Below are 16,486 nucleotides of genomic sequence, written 5' to 3'. Positions count from 1 at the left end.
CCACATAATGACTTAGTTATATCTATGGCAGTTAGAGTCACCTGCGTTATGAAAGACGACTCTCACTTAGATGGCTGTGAATGTATCACTACCATTGGGTGGAAGAACCCTTCATCCGGCAAAACAGGCTCTTCGTCTCCCCAGCAAATGTATGACTTCATCGAGAATGATGATGGCCGAGCATACGTAGAGTATGACGGTGATACGGCTGATCTAGTAGCTGTTGATGGTGAAACCAAGAAACACGTACGGACAGAACCCGGGACACCTGACAAAAACCTACTTGATCAGCCGTCCTGCTGAGTGATCAAAAAATGCTGGACCCGATAGCTTTTCCAGATTGAATGAATTCTACTATATCGCTAAAATTTCTGAGCGGTAATGTGACGATATCCAGCGGGAGAATCTTCGAACATTTATATGGTGGACAAGAGAAGTTCGCGATGGAATGTCTGACCTAATCGTCAAAGCAGCCGTGAAGGACGCACTCTCGGACCAGAACGTCTCGGCAGATTTCTACGACGCCCTCGACGAAGAGGTCGCCGACCTGCTCGACGACGCCGCAAAGCGTGCTGAGGCCAACGACCGGAAGACGGTCCAGCCCCGCGACCTCTAATTCGGAAGGTACCACACCGACGCTCGAAGTCACTCCCCGTTTTAAGGGGGTTGTAACTGGAAGGTACTCCTATGAGTGTCACAGCCGAATCAATTCAAGTCGAGAATGTGGTCGCGTCGTCCGATATCGGTCAAGAACTCGATCTGAAAACGCTTTCTGAGGATTTAGGAGCCACCGACTACGATCCCGATAACTTCCCTGGACTCGTGTATCGGATGCATGATCCCAAAGCCGTAGCGCTCATTTTCCGCTCGGGGAAAGTCGTCTGTACGGGTGCAAAAAGCGTCGACAATGTGACGACTGCGTTGGAATACGTCTTCGACGAGCTCCGTGAATTGGGTGTCGATGTCGCTACCTCCCCAGATATCGAAATCCAGAATATTGTCTCAAGTGGGGACCTCGACCACACACTCAATTTGAATGCGATTGCGATCGGCCTAGGTCTCGAACACATCGAATACGAACCAGAGCAGTTCCCGGGGCTCGTCTACAGGCTTGACGACCCGGACGTCGTCGCACTCCTCTTCGGGAGTGGAAAGCTCGTCATCACGGGCGGAAAACAGCTTGACGATGCTGAGCAAGCGCTTACAGTGATCGAAAACCGGCTCACTGACCTCGGGTTACTGGAGTAATTCAACGACACAGAACAGTTGGCGGGGTACACTGGCACTGGTGGGTACATTTTTGAATCTGCTCTCCCCGTGTTAAGTTAGTGCGATGGCTGATGCCGAACGGGAGGTAGATGATGTCCTATCCGGGAATGTTCTTTCAGTCCAAGAGCTGAACGACCGAATTGCATCGGTCGTCCAGGACACGCCTGCCCTCAACGGCGTCCGTTGTATTGGCGAGGTCACGGATCTCCACCAGAACAGTACCGCCCTCTATTTCACCCTGACAGACGGTAACGCCGAGCTTCCCTGTATGCTCTGGGCGAACCGCTATCAGAAGATGGACGCTGACCTCGAGGACGGGACGGAGGTCATCCTCGAAGGCGATATCGACTACTGGACAGAGGGTGGGAAAATCGTACGTGTTTACCCCGAGGACGCGACAGCAGGCACAGCCTGGGCCCGTGAGATCATCTCGTTGTCTCGGGCGACTCGCTTGAACTCTTCGTAGGGATTGCGTCCCTGCTGGCGCCAGGTCGCCAGCAGGGACAGCAACGTCTCATGCACGAACATGCCACGGTTGTTCCGGAGCGTTCCGATGAGCTTCCGGAGAACCACCGGCTCACGAAGCGCGTTTTCGGCGGCGTTGTTCGTCGGGGAGACCGCTGGCTCACCGATGAAGGTGAGCCAGTGGTCGAGGCCTCCTTCGATCTTGCCGAGTAGTGTTGCCACTGGTCCGTCGGGAACTGACCGCTCTATCAGCGATTCAAGCTCTCTCCGCGCCACACGTTGGAGCTCTGCTCGCTCACGCACTGTCAAGTCGCTCTCCAGCCGAGTCTGGAGAGCGACGTACAGTTGTTTGAGGGCACGATAGATCGGTTCGCCTTCCGCCTGCTTCTCGGCGGCGTCTTCAGCCTCCCGTAGAATATGCGCCCAACACCGCTGGAGATTGCTGCTGAATGCCGGATACGCCGTCCAGCCATCACAGACGACCGTTCCCGCGAAGTCCTCGCCGAGGACTTCCGCGGGAACATCACTCCCTCGACTCTCCCTGACTGCGTACAGCGTGTGGTTCTCGGTGGTGAACGTCCAGATCCATGCTTGTTCGCCGTCGCGTTTGATTCCAGTCTCGTCAACGTGGACAACGTCGGCTTGTTGAATCTGGTGGCGGATCTGCTCGTACTCATAGCGACCGGCGCGCGCAGCGCGCTCGGTCGCGTGCCACGCGGACGCGCCTGACAACTCCAGTCCATGGAGTTGCTCGAAGCGGTCACCAATCTTCCGGTAGGGAAGGCGGTGGTCGTACCGCGAGAGTGCCGCCTGTGCGATGACGTTCACCCCGAACTGCCCCTCATCGGGGCAGTTGGGGTGTGAGGCGACAGTCTCAGTTCCACAGGAGTGACACTCGTAGTGGTGGCGGTTGTACTGTGTGACTTCTGGTGGTTGTGGGTCCGGGAGTTCCTCGACGAGTCGGGGGCTGACGCCCGCCGACTCGTCGAACGCTTCACCACAGTCTGGACAGCAGTCACAGGTAACCTCGATTTCTCGGTCAGGGTCAGGAGCGTCGCGCCATTCCGGGTCGTGTCCGGACTTTCGGCCAGGTGTGCCACCGTCAGTACGTGGTTGTTCGTCGTCCTCGTCCCCATCGGACGAGGACGACTTCTCTTGGTCCGATTGGTCCTTGCTCGGTGGTGTATGGGGTCCCTCGTACCACCGAAGCTTGGCTCTGAGGCGTTTGTTCTCCTTACGGAGTTCTTCAAGCTCTTCGACCTGTTCTCGAAGCTGTTGGTTCTCTTCCTCAAGCGCAGCAAGGCGGTTGAGTATCTCTTTTTTGGTGGGCTCCGAAGAAGTCATAAACAGGCGAGACGGGATGGTCTCCAGTCCGGAGACCATCCCTCCAAGATACGCTTGCTCGCCTGTTGCATCGATCTACGCCGCCAGTTTCGCGGCTCCTACGAGAGACTACCGAAATTGATCTGGGGGTAAACACGTACGGAAAATCGACCTCAAGCCGTGGGAGGTGATCGTCGTCGGCGACGGCGATCAAGCAGCTGCTGTCGAACAACTGCGAAGTGAACTCGAGGAACGTGGTTGGTTCGACGACGAGCAGAAACAGCGCCCGCCGGCGTTCCCAGAGCGGGTTGGTGTCGTAACCTCCCTTCGAGGGGACGCCCGGTACGACATACAGAACGCGATCCACAGACAGGATCCCACCGTCAACATTCTGGTGAAGGACGCGACCGTCCAAGGGTCGGAAGCGCCGACGTCCATCGCGAACGGAATCCACCATCTCGACCGCTCGGAGGACGTCGACGCGATCATCGTCGGCCGCGGCGGTGGGAGTGATTCGAACCTACAGGCCTTCAACACCGAGCGGGTCGCGGAGGCGATCTTCACCGCCAATACCCCGGTGGTCACCGCGATTGGGCACACCGATGACCGGCTCATCGCGGATCAGGTGGCGGACGTCGCGACAATCACGCCGACCGCCGCCGGCGAGTATATCGTGAACTCCCGCCAAGAGTTCCTTGCGAGTGAGATCGAGCCGCTGGAGCAACAGCTTGAGGCCGCGTACGAAACGTTCCAGCAGGAGCATGAACATGAACAGGAACTCGCCGAAGCAGTCGACGAGGCGGCCGTACCCGAGGGCCTCCCGCCGGTCTATTACAAGGCCGCAATCGCTGTGCTGTTGTTGCTGTTGTTGGCTATCACTGGGCTTTGGTTGGGGGTGATCTGAGCGTGGCAAACGACCAAGAGATTCACGACCGGCTGACCCGTGTCGAAGAAATCATTGAGCAGCTCGATGCGGACGAGTGTGACCTCGATGAAGGGACAAGGCTCCACGAGGAGGGTCAGGAACGCTTGGCCGAGGTGCGAGAAATCCTCGACAACGGGCGTGGAGAGGTCGTGGAACTCGAGTAGAGGCCATCCTAACCTTAACCAACAGACAACGGAATCTAGCCCCATTGTTGGTTAACCGTACCCTTGCGAGGTGAACGAGCTATCCGATTATAATTTACTTTAGATTTTTGCGCCAGTTGGTGGCCAGAAAGCATATACCGATCTTCTAGCTATCGCACCACCATGGACCGGGGCTCAACCGGTGCATACCCACCCCGCACATATGATCACACGGGCAGTCACCATCGAAGACATCGATGACCTGTACCTGACGTGGAACAGCCATATCAACGGGTCCGCCCTCTACCGCCGCGCCCTCCGAGATGAGATGGAGCTTCGCGACGTTGACCCCGACGAGCTTCGAGATCTCTTCGAACGGGCTCGCGAACAGGGCTACACGAAAGACGAGATCGTCGACGAGACCAACCGCTACGCTGATCTGAAAGCACTCGTCGACGACGCAGAGGAGTAACCCGCTATGTCACAGGACAATACGCCCTCCGAGACGGCTTCGAATCGCCCCGACAGCCAGTCCACGGCATCGAGTAGGCTTCCCAGGCAAGCTATGTTCATCGTCGTCGCCCTGAGCCTGTTCGCTGTGGAACCCGCCGCCGCACAGACGAATGCCGTCTGTAGTGCGGACAACCTTCCCAGCATGATCGAGGGTTTCTTCCAGCTTACCACGGCGCTAGGCATTGTCGGCCTCGCAGTCGTGTGGCAGGCTGACTCCCTTATCGAGATGTTCACGATCACGCCCGAGCAGAAGAAGGGCCTCAAGCGGCACAAACGGTCGGCGATGAAGTCCGCGGTCGTCCTCGTCGCTCTCGGCCCACTCTACACCGTCGCTGGGTCGATGATGAACCTCCCGCTGGCGCAGTGCGTCGACCTCGCCCCCTGGTAGGCGACTACCACCCCCGTCGCGAGCCCCCATGACACAACGAGAGCTCTCCGTGCTAATGGCCGCCCTGTTCGTGACGAGCCTAGTCACAGGTCTCGTCACTGCAAGCCCGCCACGGCCAGGCACGGAGGGGAATGGCCTCACAGAAAATGAATCAGCGACGCTGTGGTCTCGCGACGCGGACAACTACATCACCCAAGAGGAGTACCAGCAGCGCTACGGCGAGAGCCGGACCGCGATGCACCAGCTCGCAAACGGGACGGACATCACGTTCACGCGCCCGCCGGCGACAGCTGCAACGTGGACGCGAAACGACTTCGCTGATCTCGAAGCCGGTGGGTCGGATACGTCCGTGCATCCGCGCCACGCGTCGCTCGAAGATGGCGTGTTTATCGAGGACGCCCACGCCACGGTGTTCGCAGTGCAGCCGTCGACGCGAGGTCACTTGGAGTCGGGTGATACGCCGCTCTATATCGCGCCGAACGGCACGATGCGGGGGCTCGTCGACTATCGCGTTCGCGTCCCGAACGGCAGCTCTTCGGGGAACACGACGATCGAGTGGTCGCTCGCGAGCAACGAGGTCGAGGAGGTTCGATTGCAGAAGGACGGCGAAACCATCGTCGAGCGTGACGGCTCGCACACGCCGGCCCTCGACTACCAGATCGAGGATGACTGGAGTGCAAACCTCACGCTTGAAGCCGAGATCAGCGTCCGGCTGAAGAAGACCACGCGAATCGACCGAGGCGACGAGACCGATGTCGAGGTCACGTACCGAACCGAATCGCTCAACGTCTCGGATTCGATCGCCGTCGAGATCTACGACCTCTCAGCGTACCCCTACTACGCCGAGTTTCCCAATGGTGACGCCGGTGTGGCCATTTTCCAGTCTCGACCGTGGCAGGGGTACACGCTGACGGAGAATGGAAGCGCACGAGTGCGTGGCGTCTGGCGGTTCTACACCGCTCGGAACTCCAATTGGGATACCCTCGTCAGGTCGAACCGGACCGACAGCGCCACCGTCGAGTCTGACGCAATTCCCGTGTACGTCCATGCATATCCATCGCGGATCGGCCCGAGGGCTGAACCAGTTCGCGATGGCCCAGAGATCATCGACACCTGGGGCACTGACCGACCGTCTCCGGTCGGCACGCTCGGTGAGAACATCAACATCGACATCGTCAACCAGTCGTACACGACGACGTACGGTGTTGCGGTTCGCGCGGAGAACGTCGACCGCAACGCCCTCCAAGTAGCGGGGATCGTGCGGGGTGTGAACGCCTCGATTGTGGCACCTGACGCTGGCTCAGAGCGGCAGCTCCGGCGCAGTAATCTGACTGTTGAGGTGCTCCAGCAGAACGAAAGCCAGGCCACACTCCGCATCGAGCTCCGGGATAACGAGACCGGCGCACCAATCGTGCTCAGCGATCCCGACCGACGATATCCAATCGGCGGGAACACTCGCAACGGGTACATCACCATCGCGGAGCAACGTGTTGAGACCAACGCCTCCGGGGTAGCGATTGTGACGATCGACAAGCCGGGTATCTACACGGCTCGGTACCATCCGGGTTCGTGGCTCGGGCACGACCCCGCGTATGTGAGTGCGACGGCAACTGCTCGGTGGCACCCGCTTGGCACCATCGACGGTTGGTTCGCGTTCATTTTCGAGGTCGGCTGGCAGCTCATCCCGTTTGTTGTGATGTTCTACGCTGGCAAGCGACTTCTCCGAATGCTCGGTCCAGAAGACATCTTCCAACGGAACCCGTAGTCATGACTAGAAACCACCCACACATCAGTCGGCGAACCGCCCTCCGAACAGTCGCAGGTGCTGCCCTCATGAGCGTCGCTGGCTGTCTGAACGACAATGGCGGTTCTGGGACGCCTGGTGACGGAACGACCTCTCCAGATGGCAAAGGTCCACTCACGCGTATCACTATTGAGGGAACAGCACTCGTCGTCGAACTCTCCGAAGAGGCCGACGTCGACCAGGTCAACCTCATCCAACCGAACGGCGAGCTATTCGGGAAACGTGACGTAGCCGCGGGTGCTCAACAGGTCTCGTTCGAGATCGGCACCGCGTATGCGCCCGGTGAGTATCGCGTACTCGCGTTGAAGGGTGAGGAGACAGTAGTCGAGACCACGACTGAACTGCGTCCAGAGATCCAGATACAGGATGTCGGACTCTATCGGAATAATCCAGATAAGCCGTGGGACGAAGTCTATGGTGAGAGCGAGACAGACCGGATCAAGAATGGCGAGGCATTCGTCACGGTAGAGAACACAGGAAGCGGTCCGGAAGCGATAACTGAACTAATCTTCTCCGGGGACGTTCCCAATCCAATTGAGAACCCCAGAGGCAGTGGAATGCACGAAACCGACCGGGTAGTAGTCTCCCCTGGCGAGACGGCCGACCTGTTCAGTAGTTCGTTTCCGTTCGGCACAGAAACTGAGGACGGGATGGGATGTTCCCCAGACGGGAATAGTGGCCAGTTTACTGTTATCGTTGAGACCCGGGTCGGTGGAAATCAGGTCTCAAGCACCTACAACGTCCAATACACTAGTTCCGACGATATGACTGATTGTGAGGTCACGATCACTGAGGTATAACGATGGTCGATCTCATTGATGTCGTCCTTGAGGGTATCAAGGGCGTCGTTGAGTGGTTTATTGGGCTGTTCATGGACGGTCTCAGATCAGGGTATGAAACTCTGACTGAGGGAATGTTCGGGACACCCACTCCAGAGACGAACGGAGCTTTTGTCTTCGGTGAACCGACCAATGCACCCTGGCCAGCGATTCACGATGCTCTCATCGGCGGCGAAATCATGCTAGTTGCCCTCTTGCTCCTTGTGATGAGCGTTCAGGGCCGTCACACGGTTCGGATCTTCAATATTGGAAGTACCTACGAAGCCCGAAAAACGAAGAAAACGGCCTGGGTCGGTGCTTTTCTAATCATTACGTGGTACTGGATTGGGACTCTCGCGCTCTACCTCGTTGACGGATTCACTATCGCCCTGATGCCGGAGCTTTCCTCGGTTACGGAGGCGATGATTGGATTCTTGGAAGTATCTATCACAAACCCAGGGCTGGGATTATTGTTTGCCGTGATTGGTGGAATCTCGATGTGGGCGTTGGAGGCGCTGTTCTACATCCGGATGATTCTGCTGTATGTCTACCTGTACGGAATGCCGATTGCATTTGCACTGGCCTACGGAAATATTCCGGTCGTATCCGATATCGCGATGGGGTTTTGCAAACGGTTTGTCCCGTTGGCTGTCCTCCCGCTCCCGGCAGCGATGGTCCTCAAGGGGTACGACTTGATCTACGGCGGTGGGACGCTCACGCCAGGAACAGCGTTCCTCAAATATCTCGTCGCTGCGTCCCTCCCGCTGGTCGCCCTCTACATCACGTGGAAGACGTTCAAATACGCGACTCCGCTGACGGCCAAAGTCGTCGGCGGTGCAACGAAAGGCGCAGCACTCGTTGGCGGTGTCGCCGCTGGAGCCTACGTCGGTGGCGCCGGCGTCGCGACGACCGCCGCTCGATGGGGGCCGAAAGCCGCCGCTGGCCACGCCGTCGCCCAAAAAGCGGCTGCCCGCGGTGGGCATGGAGGAGACGATGGCGGGACGCCATCGTACCGTCGAACAGAGAATGACCCTGGTGGAGCGACAGCGGAATCGGCGAGTGACGACCGTGGGATGGAGTTTGATCGAGGAATCCACTAACAATGTCAGCAGATCAAGACGCGGCCGCACGGCGCATCATGGATCAGTTCGGCGAGGAGAGCCGCATCCCGTATCTCAATATCGAGGAAGGGGACGTCGGCATGCTCATCGCCTTCCCCATTATTGGGCTGTTTATCGCGGGCCTCACCGGGATCGAATCACTGGCTCTCCCGTTCGTTGCTGGCGGGCTTGGCTTTGGCGTTGCCGTCATCTACGTCTCACCAACCCACCTGAACGCCTGGACGTGGACCAAAGACGTCTATCGGTACCTCAAACGGCCTCAGGTCACGTTCAGTGCGCCCGCCAACGCCGACACGGGTACCAACGAGTCAGAGCGCAACGAGGGCGGACTCGCGAACTACACGCCGTTCAAGCCGGACGAGCGAACGCAGGATCTCACCAACATCAAGCGAGCGTGGCCGGGCGCTGGTGCTATCCAGCGTGAAGACGGCTCGATGGAGGCATTCATCGAGATCGATCCGGCCAACATGGACTTCGCAATGTCCGACGACTGGGCACAGCTGCAAGACGCCGGAGAAGAGTTCGCCAACAAAGAGCTGGACTCGAAGCTCAAACTCCACGCCACAACCCGTTCCTTCCCGGTCGAGCAGATCACCGAGACCATCGAGGAGCGCCTCACTGACGAAGACGTTACGGAGAACCCGATCTTCCGGGAACTCCTCGAAGAATATCGGGAAACACGGCCGAAGGAGATGCGTGACCGGGGCATTCAGCAGGTCCGGTACTACATCGGCGTTGAAGTCAGCCCGATAGAAGTGTACGACCGCTTCCGCGACGAGGGCACCCCCGCCGAGAAGCTGACCCAGTTCCCCGTCATCGGGTTCCTGTTCAACCCGTTCGTCACCCGCCGCGAGGACCTCACCGACGTCGAACGTCGTGCGCAGATGTTCGAGAAGCTCGACAGTCGCGTGAACGACGTTCGCTCCGAGTTCATCCAGCAGGCGTCGGGGTGGTCCGCACGTCGACTCAGCACGGTCGAGCTGTTCGTTCTGAATATGGACTTTTGGAACGGCCGCGAACATGACTACGACGAGGCGGAACGTGTCGTTCGCGACCAATCGATCATCGGCCACTCGCGCCGGGAGGACCCACACGATGCGTAATGTGATCCTCCAGACTGATGGTGGCGCGCTTGGCTCCGTCACCGGGTGGCTCCAGAACCTGACACCAGCAGAGAGTGCAGTACTAGCCCTTGCAGTAGGTCTCGGCCTTGGCGTCGGCGGTAAGTACCTCTGGGACCGCTTCACTGCGGATGATGAACCAGACGTGGACTTCACCGATATCCTCGACGAGGAGACACTCGAAGAAGGCGAGGCCGAACGCAAGCTCCTCGACGACATCTCCGAGTCGCACAAGACCGTCACCGCGCCCGGAGCTGTCGAGTGGGAAACGCGAGCCGCACGGGTCGGCGAGCAGTGGACGACGACACTGTACATCGCTAACTATGCCGACTATCCCAACGACGGGTATCTGAGCGACCTCTTCGAGATGACCGACGTGCAGTTCGATCTGACGGCCCACATCACGCCGAAGAACCAGGAGCGGGCCCGGAACGAACTGCAGGACATCGCGGACGACCTCCAGGTCGATGCTGACCTCGAACAGAGTATCCGGAGCGCGTATCTCCAAGAGCGCGCCAACGAGGCCGCAGCGACGTACAAGGCTGTCGAGAACGGCGCGAACGTCTTCGACCAAGGGATGTTCATCACCGTCCGGGCCGACGAGAAAGACGAGCTCAGAGATGCCGTCCAGACGGTCAAGAGCGCGCTCCGCGACGACCCGGCGAACCTCACGCCGAAGACCGCAATCTGTCGGCAGGATCTCGCTCTCCAGTCCGCCGCACCCATCGGCGACAACGAGTTCGGGCGGACATCGATTGCGCTCGGCGGCGCCGTCGGCGCGTTACTCTCCTCGCCTCACAACGCGACGATCCTCGAGGAGGGCGGCGTCGAGTTCGGGATTCACAAAGACAATCAAAGCCCCGTGGTCATCGACCCGTTCGCCCGGGACAACGGGTACGCGATGTTCACCGTGGGCGATACCGGCTCGGGGAAGTCGTTCAGTTCGAAGCAGAACTTCATCCGTTCCATCGAGCAGAGCAAGGACCGCATCGGCATCATCCTCGAGCCGTTGAACAACTGGGCAGGAGTCGCCGAAGCGCTCGATGCCAAACGCATCACGGTCGGCGGGACACTCGGGCTGAATCCCTTGGAGATCCGCGAGACACCCGAGCACGTCCAGCGGGCGATGGGTGAGGACGCGAGCCCGTTCAACGAGAAGCTCGACGACGCGATGAGCTTCCTTACCAACTTCTTCGCGCTCCGCGGGATCTCGCTGGGTGACCGCCGGACGACACTGGAACTGGGTCTCAAGCGAGCGTACAAGCGTAACGACATCACCGACGACATCTCGACGCACGGCAACCCGAGTCCGACCATCCGGGACATGATGGACGTCTTCGAGGACATGGTCAACGATCCCGAGGAGTTCGTTGTCCGATCCGACGAGGAGGCCGGGAAGATCAAGGAGGATGCGACGTGGCTCCTCGACCAGCTCCGCCCCTTCGAGGACGACGGTCGCCACGCCAACCTCGGCCAGGAATCCGACTTCGACATCCGGGACGAGAAGGTCATCTATCTCGACCTCGCCCAGCAGGAGGGGAGCGTCGACAGCAGTACGGCGCTGACCATGCAGCTGCTCATCTCGCTGGTCTACGAGCGAGCGAAGGTCTCGGAGAAGGAGGTCGTGTTCTACATCGACGAGGCGCGCTACATCATGCAGGACGCCGCGAGTCTGGCGTTCCTCGAGACGGTGTTCCGCCACCACCGTCACCACGACCTCTCGATCCGGTTGGTCACCCAGACCGTCGACGAGTTCTTCGAGCACGCCGAATCCGAGGCGATTCTGGACCAGTGCGCGGTCAAGCAGTTCCACCGTCTCGACGGGATGGACAAGGAGTGGGCCGACGAGTTCGGGCTGAACTACGCACAGATGCGGTTCGTCCAGGACGCCGTTCCTGGTAACGAGGACGCCGGTTTCTCCGAGGCCCTAGTGGGCGTCGACGGCGAGTGGCGTGGGATCCAGGTCAAAGCGATGCCCAAGGAGAAGCAGGTCATCGACTTCGAGCCAACCGAGCAACGGCGAGACTCACTCCCCGGGACTGGTGAGAATGCTGTGGACGCGGAGGTGCAGGCGTTCCAAGACGATATTGAAAGCCGAGCGACCGACAACGGACAACGCCCACCTGAGCAGACGCCAGCAGAGACTGATGGTGGCGCAGCGGGAGGTGACGGCGATGCGTGAGTACCTTCGCGTGACGCCAACCTCCGAACGGCTCAATCCGGAGCGTCTGCCGCAGGCACTGGAGAGCCTCCACAAACTGACCTCCACGGACTCGACAGGGCTAGCTGACAAACTCAATCCGCTACATAGCGACACACCGCTACGCTTCGAATTCCTCGCGCTCAGCGAGGGGAAAGATGACCCCGTCGAATTCTACTACGGTGCCGACGACCATCTGGATACCCTTGAGAAGCGGCTCCGGTCGGTCTATCCCGAGACGTTCGACATCGAGCGTACCGAGGTCGACATCGCATCCCGACTCGTACAGCCTGTCGAATTCGACCGCGAGAAATTCGTCGAGCACTATGAGGCGGGCGACCTCCAGTACGAATTCGACCCTGACGAGCAATACGAACGTGGCACTGACGACAACAAACAATCGGGGCCAGGGGACGCCGAATCAGTCGCGGATGGAGGAACGGTCGGTGACCAGTCTGCCGACCACATCATCGAGATCGGCGATACTGCCCTCGAACTCGCCCCACCAGATGCGATTCCCGAGGATGAGCCACTCACGACGCTTGCCAAACCAACGGTAACATCGGAGGGGACGATACTCGCGCGGCCAGCGACCGAATCCGTCTCCCCACTCGGCGTGCGGTGGCAAGGGTCGGCAACTCGGAAGCAAGACTGGATGACCTCACTCTCGCCATTTACTGCAGACGACGAAGCGGAACTCCCAGCCGTCGATCAGCCAGGAGGTGCGCTCGCGTCGCTCGTCGACCACCTAATGGAGGCGACAGCACCAGTAGCATTCCAAGTCGTCTTCCAGCGACGCGAGAGCTGGCAGTCCGATGCCGACCTTCGCAAGGAGGACGTCATCGACGGCCGAGACACACTCGCTCAGGAGATTATTGGCTCCCTCTTCGAACTTGACGATCAGCCGGAGAACCGGGACAGAAACCAGCTGAGCGACGCGGTTGCAAAACGTGTCGCAGCAATCGAGGCGAAAAATCCGAAGCGGTCGTTCACCGCGAACATCCGAGCAGTCGGGATTCCATCCGGTGGTAACGGTCGCGATGATCTCGATGAGCGGATACAGTCACTTGTCCCAGTATTCGACCCGCTTGACGGGCCGTACTACCAGGTTGCAGCCGAACGAATACGTGACAGCGGCTTGCGGGCAGCCACAAAAGAACGGAACGCACGAGCGGCGCTGCAGCGGCTCTTGGATCGTGAGATCACGACCGGTCGTGGGACGACCCGACCGGAGTTCGTCCTGAGTGGTCGAGAACTCGCGCACTTCGTACTCGTCCCCTCCTCGGAGCAGCTTACTGTCGAGGGGGCACGTGGGACGCGTGCGGAACAGCAGAGTCGGAATCCGTTGCCCCGTCCGCACCAGGACCTTATGGGTGAGTTCCGAGACGGGATGGCAATCGGGTATGCCCTCGACGACACCGGCGAGGCCGAAGACGTGCCGACACACATTCCACCCGGACTGTTGCCCACTCATTACGGCCGGTTCGGAACAACCGGCTCTGGGAAATCGAAAGCCCTCATCAACGATATGCTGTCGCTGTACGACAACACCGGGGGGCCGACGATCCTCATCATCCCGAAGAACGACGATATGGCCCAGAATTATATGCGAGCTCACGCGTGTCGGTTCGGAATGACCGACCTCGAAGAGAACGTCGTCCACTTCCCAATCCCGGACGTCCTCCCCGGGTTCTCGTTTTTCGATCTCGAACCGTCGATGGAGAGCGGACGGCGCCGCGAAGACGCCGTCCAACGGAAGGCCGACCACTACGAAGAGATTTTGAAGCTCGTGATGGGAACCGACCGCTACGAGCGGGCGACTGTGGCCCCGACTCTCATCAAGACACTCATCAAGGCCCTGTTCGACGAGGAATACGGGCGTGAGAACGGGCTATACCGAGCGTCGACGGACTACTTCGCCCACCGACAGCTCGAACACGTCGTCGACCAGCTTTGGGAGGCCGGGCCACCGAACGAGAACATCGGCGACGCCCCACGGTCGAGCGACGAGGAGGTCACGCGGACGATTCGACGGCAACTCCAGTTAGATCCGAACACCTTCGCGAACGTGATGGGTGGTGTCGGAAACCGCCTTGCGTACATTTCTCAGGATACGCACCTGCGGCAGATCTTCAACAATACCGAGAACCAGTTCGACTTTCGGGATGTCCTCGACGAGGATACGGTCATCCTCTTCGACCTCGGAGACCTCCGCGACGACGCTGCCCGGATCATGACCGGTGTGATCCTGACCAATCTCGATGCAGCTCTCAAGGACCGCAAACAGGCCCTCTCCCAGCACTCGGACGACTACGTCGTGAACTTGCTCGTCGACGAGGCAGCATCGGTCGTGGTCTCCGACATCATGAATGATCTCCTCGAGAAAGGGCGGGGATTCCGGCTCTCTGTTGGCCTGTCGATGCAGTTCCCCGAACAAATGGAGGCTGAAGGTGGGCGGAAGATCTACCTGAACGCTCTGAACAACATCGGCAGTTCACTCATCGGGAAAATCAACGTCGACCGAGAACTGGCGCGAGCGATGGCCCACGAAGAGATGGACCCCGCGGATTTCGCCAATCGGATTCGTTCGTTGCCACGAGGGGAGTGGATCGCCAGCCTGCCAAGCCCGACGTTCGGTGAAACGGGGCCGTATCCGTTCAGTCTCGAACCACTCCCGATTCCACCGGGCCACCCCGAGAGCGAATCCCCGCTCACTGAGCGTGAAGAGGAGCAGTTCACTGAGACACTCTCCTCGATGCACGAGGACATCAGTGACGAACACGGCGTGCCGGCCGCAACAGACGCCTCAACAACGAGAACACCGACCAACGAACACGGGGTGCTCGATATCGGGAGCAATGACCTAGACGTCGCGATTGCGAAGGTGGTTCGGAGTCTGCAGCTTCGAGAGGAGTGCCGCGAGGAGAACGGCTGGGTGGCCGTTGAAGCAGTTGATGACGAACTCAGACGACTATTTGACGACGTCGACGCCGAGCCGCCATCGTATGATGCACTCGCGGACATTCGAGAACGATCACGATACCTCGATACGACCGTCGATATCGACGCCGACGAGCTCCGCATCCGGCTCACTGAAGCCGGAGAGGATGTCTCGACACCCGATACTGGTAGCGTGCAGGCCGCTGGTGGGAGTGCCCACGACGCAGCACTCCTCCAGATCGAAGAAGAGCTCACCGCACTCGGCTTCACTGTCTCGATCCTCGCACAGGATGGCAGCGAGAAACCTGACGCGAGGGCGAGCCACCCCGACGTTGCCGACCGATTCGCCATCGAAGTCGAAACGACGACACCCGAGAATCCCGCAAAGGTGCTCACGAATCTCCGGAAAGCCCAAGAAGCAGGGGATATCCCGCTGTTTGTCGTTCGCCCAGGAAACGACGAAACTGAGTGGGCCGAGCGTGTCGACGGCATTCTCACACCACCCGTCCGTACCCTCCAGAATGGTGAGACACGGTTCTACACGACTGACTCGAATCTCACGTTCAACGGTGGAGCGACCGAAGAAGGTGGAGTGACGGCCGTGCGACCGGCGACCGACGACGAGAACGGGACCCAGAACATCTGGCAGCGTGATGGCGACGAGATCGTCCTTCGTGATGCCAGCGGGACGGAACACATCCGTCTCCCATCGCTTGGAAAACTCTCGAAAGATCGTGTTCCAGCCATCTACAGCTACGACCACGCTGCCGACGAGTACGTCGTTTATGAGCATGGTGAGCAACACATCTACGAGACGAAATCGGCGTTCGAGGATGACTGGGTGCGTATCAAGAAGCCATTCGTCCCCGAAGCCGAACTCCCCGTCCCAGACTACACACGTTCGACGTACGGCATCGTCATCCTTCACGATGAGGCGAAATCGGTCGTGTATGAAGACGGTGAGAAGCGGCCACTCTCGGCAATCACTGACGGGGCATTCCGTCCCGCATCGCCTGAATCAGCGGCCGCTGACGAACCACCCAGTCAGAACGACCAGGCCGATGAGACAGTCGAGGAAGACCAATCGCCACCGTCGTTCGAAGCGTTTGTCGACGAATATCTCGTCGAAGACGCGGATGAAGCCGTGCCGAAAGACGATGTATTCGGTCTCTACACCGACTGGGCAGAGGCACACGGCATCGACGATCCGCTGAATAAGAGTTGGTTCACCCGGAAGCTCAACACCCACATCAAGGTGGACTCCACGAAGAAGCGAATCGACGGGGAACCCGTCCCGCATTACACTGGTGTCCGCATCCGGTCTGAAGAGGACTTTCAGCCATGAAATGGACGTACACGGTCCAATTCCCGATATCATCGGGACTTCTTGAGACCTGTTCCACCCAAGCTGAATCATGACCTCATCCAATCAAACTCGAAGGTCAGAAATCACCCG

The 16,486-nt window shown here is 59.3% G+C and carries 15 protein-coding genes; 14 read left to right on the top strand and 1 reads right to left on the bottom strand.

Annotation, left to right across the window (positions count from 1 at the left end; all coding sequences use genetic code 11):
- Positions 1 to 24: 24 nt before the first annotated feature.
- The 4 genes from ACQUQR_RS17340 to ACQUQR_RS17325 all read left to right on the top strand — a co-directional run bounded on the left by ACQUQR_RS17340 (position 25) and on the right by ACQUQR_RS17325 (position 1,735).
- Positions 25 to 303, top strand: a complete 279-nt coding sequence (locus ACQUQR_RS17340; RefSeq protein ID WP_435197640.1) for a hypothetical protein — start codon at positions 25 to 27, stop codon at positions 301 to 303.
- Positions 304 to 448: 145 nt separating this feature from the next.
- Positions 449 to 616: a DUF1931 domain-containing protein gene (locus ACQUQR_RS17335; RefSeq protein ID WP_122106698.1), complete on the top strand. Its 168-nt coding sequence runs from the start codon at positions 449 to 451 to the stop codon at positions 614 to 616.
- A 71-nt stretch (positions 617 to 687) separates the two neighbouring features.
- A complete protein-coding gene (locus ACQUQR_RS17330) occupies positions 688 to 1,248 on the top strand; it encodes a TATA-box-binding protein (protein ID WP_435197639.1) in 561 nt (186 codons plus the stop codon).
- An 85-nt stretch (positions 1,249 to 1,333) separates the two neighbouring features.
- Positions 1,334 to 1,735, top strand: coding sequence for an exodeoxyribonuclease VII large subunit (locus ACQUQR_RS17325; RefSeq protein ID WP_435197638.1), 402 nt, complete (start codon positions 1,334 to 1,336; stop codon positions 1,733 to 1,735).
- Here ACQUQR_RS17325 and tnpC read toward each other — a convergent pair.
- Positions 1,651 to 3,078 (bottom strand): IS66 family transposase, encoded by a 1,428-nt coding sequence (gene tnpC / locus ACQUQR_RS17320; protein WP_435197637.1) that lies wholly within the window; start codon positions 3,076 to 3,078, stop codon positions 1,651 to 1,653. The two genes, ACQUQR_RS17325 and tnpC, sit on opposite strands and share 85 nt — an antisense overlap.
- A 166-nt stretch (positions 3,079 to 3,244) precedes the next feature.
- On the opposite strand from tnpC, the gene xseA reads away from it, so the two are divergent.
- From xseA to ACQUQR_RS17270, 10 genes are all read left to right on the top strand, one after another.
- A complete protein-coding gene (xseA, locus tag ACQUQR_RS17315; protein WP_435197636.1) occupies positions 3,245 to 3,961 on the top strand; it encodes an exodeoxyribonuclease VII large subunit in 717 nt (238 codons plus the stop codon).
- A 2-nt stretch (positions 3,962 to 3,963) separates the two neighbouring features.
- Positions 3,964 to 4,146, top strand: coding sequence for an exodeoxyribonuclease VII small subunit (gene xseB, locus ACQUQR_RS17310; protein ID WP_049987856.1), 183 nt, complete (start codon positions 3,964 to 3,966; stop codon positions 4,144 to 4,146).
- Positions 4,147 to 4,348: 202 nt separating this feature from the next.
- Positions 4,349 to 4,597, top strand: coding sequence for a hypothetical protein (locus ACQUQR_RS17305; protein WP_049987855.1), 249 nt, complete (start codon positions 4,349 to 4,351; stop codon positions 4,595 to 4,597).
- Positions 4,598 to 4,603: 6 nt separating this feature from the next.
- Complete coding sequence (locus ACQUQR_RS17300) at positions 4,604 to 5,026, top strand: hypothetical protein (protein ID WP_122106700.1); 423 nt, start codon at positions 4,604 to 4,606, stop codon at positions 5,024 to 5,026.
- Between the two features lie 28 nt (positions 5,027 to 5,054).
- The gene (locus ACQUQR_RS17295) at positions 5,055 to 6,791 is read left to right on the top strand and encodes a hypothetical protein (RefSeq protein ID WP_435197635.1); all 1,737 of its coding nucleotides are present in this window, start codon (positions 5,055 to 5,057) and stop codon (positions 6,789 to 6,791) included.
- A 2-nt stretch (positions 6,792 to 6,793) separates the two neighbouring features.
- Positions 6,794 to 7,630 carry a hypothetical protein gene (locus ACQUQR_RS17290; RefSeq protein WP_424523522.1) on the top strand — a complete coding sequence of 279 codons (837 nt, stop codon included), beginning with the start codon at positions 6,794 to 6,796 and terminating at the stop codon, positions 7,628 to 7,630.
- Positions 7,631 to 7,632: 2 nt separating this feature from the next.
- Positions 7,633 to 8,748 (top strand): hypothetical protein, encoded by a 1,116-nt coding sequence (locus tag ACQUQR_RS17285; RefSeq protein ID WP_092893807.1) that lies wholly within the window; start codon positions 7,633 to 7,635, stop codon positions 8,746 to 8,748.
- Between the two features lie 2 nt (positions 8,749 to 8,750).
- Entirely contained in the window at positions 8,751 to 9,872 is a 1,122-nt protein-coding gene (locus tag ACQUQR_RS17280) for a hypothetical protein (RefSeq protein WP_424523523.1), read from the top strand.
- On the top strand, positions 9,865 to 12,072 hold the full coding sequence (locus ACQUQR_RS17275) for a VirB4 family type IV secretion system protein (protein ID WP_435197633.1): 2,208 nt from the start codon (positions 9,865 to 9,867) through the stop codon (positions 12,070 to 12,072). The genes ACQUQR_RS17280 and ACQUQR_RS17275 overlap by 8 nt, the downstream gene beginning before the upstream one ends.
- On the top strand, positions 12,038 to 16,375 hold the full coding sequence (locus ACQUQR_RS17270) for a primase-like DNA-binding domain-containing protein (RefSeq protein ID WP_435197632.1): 4,338 nt from the start codon (positions 12,038 to 12,040) through the stop codon (positions 16,373 to 16,375). The genes ACQUQR_RS17275 and ACQUQR_RS17270 overlap by 35 nt, the downstream gene beginning before the upstream one ends.
- The last annotated feature ends 111 nt before the right edge of the window (positions 16,376 to 16,486 follow it).

Source organism: Natronomonas sp. EA1, from assembly GCF_051195035.1.
Lineage (GTDB): Archaea > Halobacteriota > Halobacteria > Halobacteriales > Haloarculaceae > JBNTJV01.
Note: the sequence above shows the minus strand (reverse complement) of the source record. Positions and strands in the feature narration are given on the sequence as shown.

Bases quoted from the DNA above. Each gene is read 5' to 3' on its own strand.
- ACQUQR_RS17340 (WP_435197640.1), top strand. From the start codon at position 25: ATGGCAGTTAGAGTCACCTGCGTTATGAAAGACGACTCTCACTTAGAT.
- ACQUQR_RS17335 (WP_122106698.1), top strand. From the start codon at position 449: ATGTCTGACCTAATCGTCAAAGCAGCCGTGAAGGACGCACTCTCGGAC.
- ACQUQR_RS17330 (WP_435197639.1), top strand. From the start codon at position 688: ATGAGTGTCACAGCCGAATCAATTCAAGTCGAGAATGTGGTCGCGTCG.
- ACQUQR_RS17325 (WP_435197638.1), top strand. From the start codon at position 1,334: ATGGCTGATGCCGAACGGGAGGTAGATGATGTCCTATCCGGGAATGTT.
- tnpC (WP_435197637.1), bottom strand. From the start codon at position 3,078: ATGACTTCTTCGGAGCCCACCAAAAAAGAGATACTCAACCGCCTTGCT.
- ACQUQR_RS17305 (WP_049987855.1), top strand. From the start codon at position 4,349: ATGATCACACGGGCAGTCACCATCGAAGACATCGATGACCTGTACCTG.
- ACQUQR_RS17300 (WP_122106700.1), top strand. From the start codon at position 4,604: ATGTCACAGGACAATACGCCCTCCGAGACGGCTTCGAATCGCCCCGAC.
- ACQUQR_RS17295 (WP_435197635.1), top strand. From the start codon at position 5,055: ATGACACAACGAGAGCTCTCCGTGCTAATGGCCGCCCTGTTCGTGACG.
- ACQUQR_RS17290 (WP_424523522.1), top strand. From the start codon at position 6,794: ATGACTAGAAACCACCCACACATCAGTCGGCGAACCGCCCTCCGAACA.
- ACQUQR_RS17285 (WP_092893807.1), top strand. From the start codon at position 7,633: ATGGTCGATCTCATTGATGTCGTCCTTGAGGGTATCAAGGGCGTCGTT.
- ACQUQR_RS17280 (WP_424523523.1), top strand. From the start codon at position 8,751: ATGTCAGCAGATCAAGACGCGGCCGCACGGCGCATCATGGATCAGTTC.
- ACQUQR_RS17275 (WP_435197633.1), top strand. From the start codon at position 9,865: ATGCGTAATGTGATCCTCCAGACTGATGGTGGCGCGCTTGGCTCCGTC.
- ACQUQR_RS17270 (WP_435197632.1), top strand. From the start codon at position 12,038: ATGGTGGCGCAGCGGGAGGTGACGGCGATGCGTGAGTACCTTCGCGTG.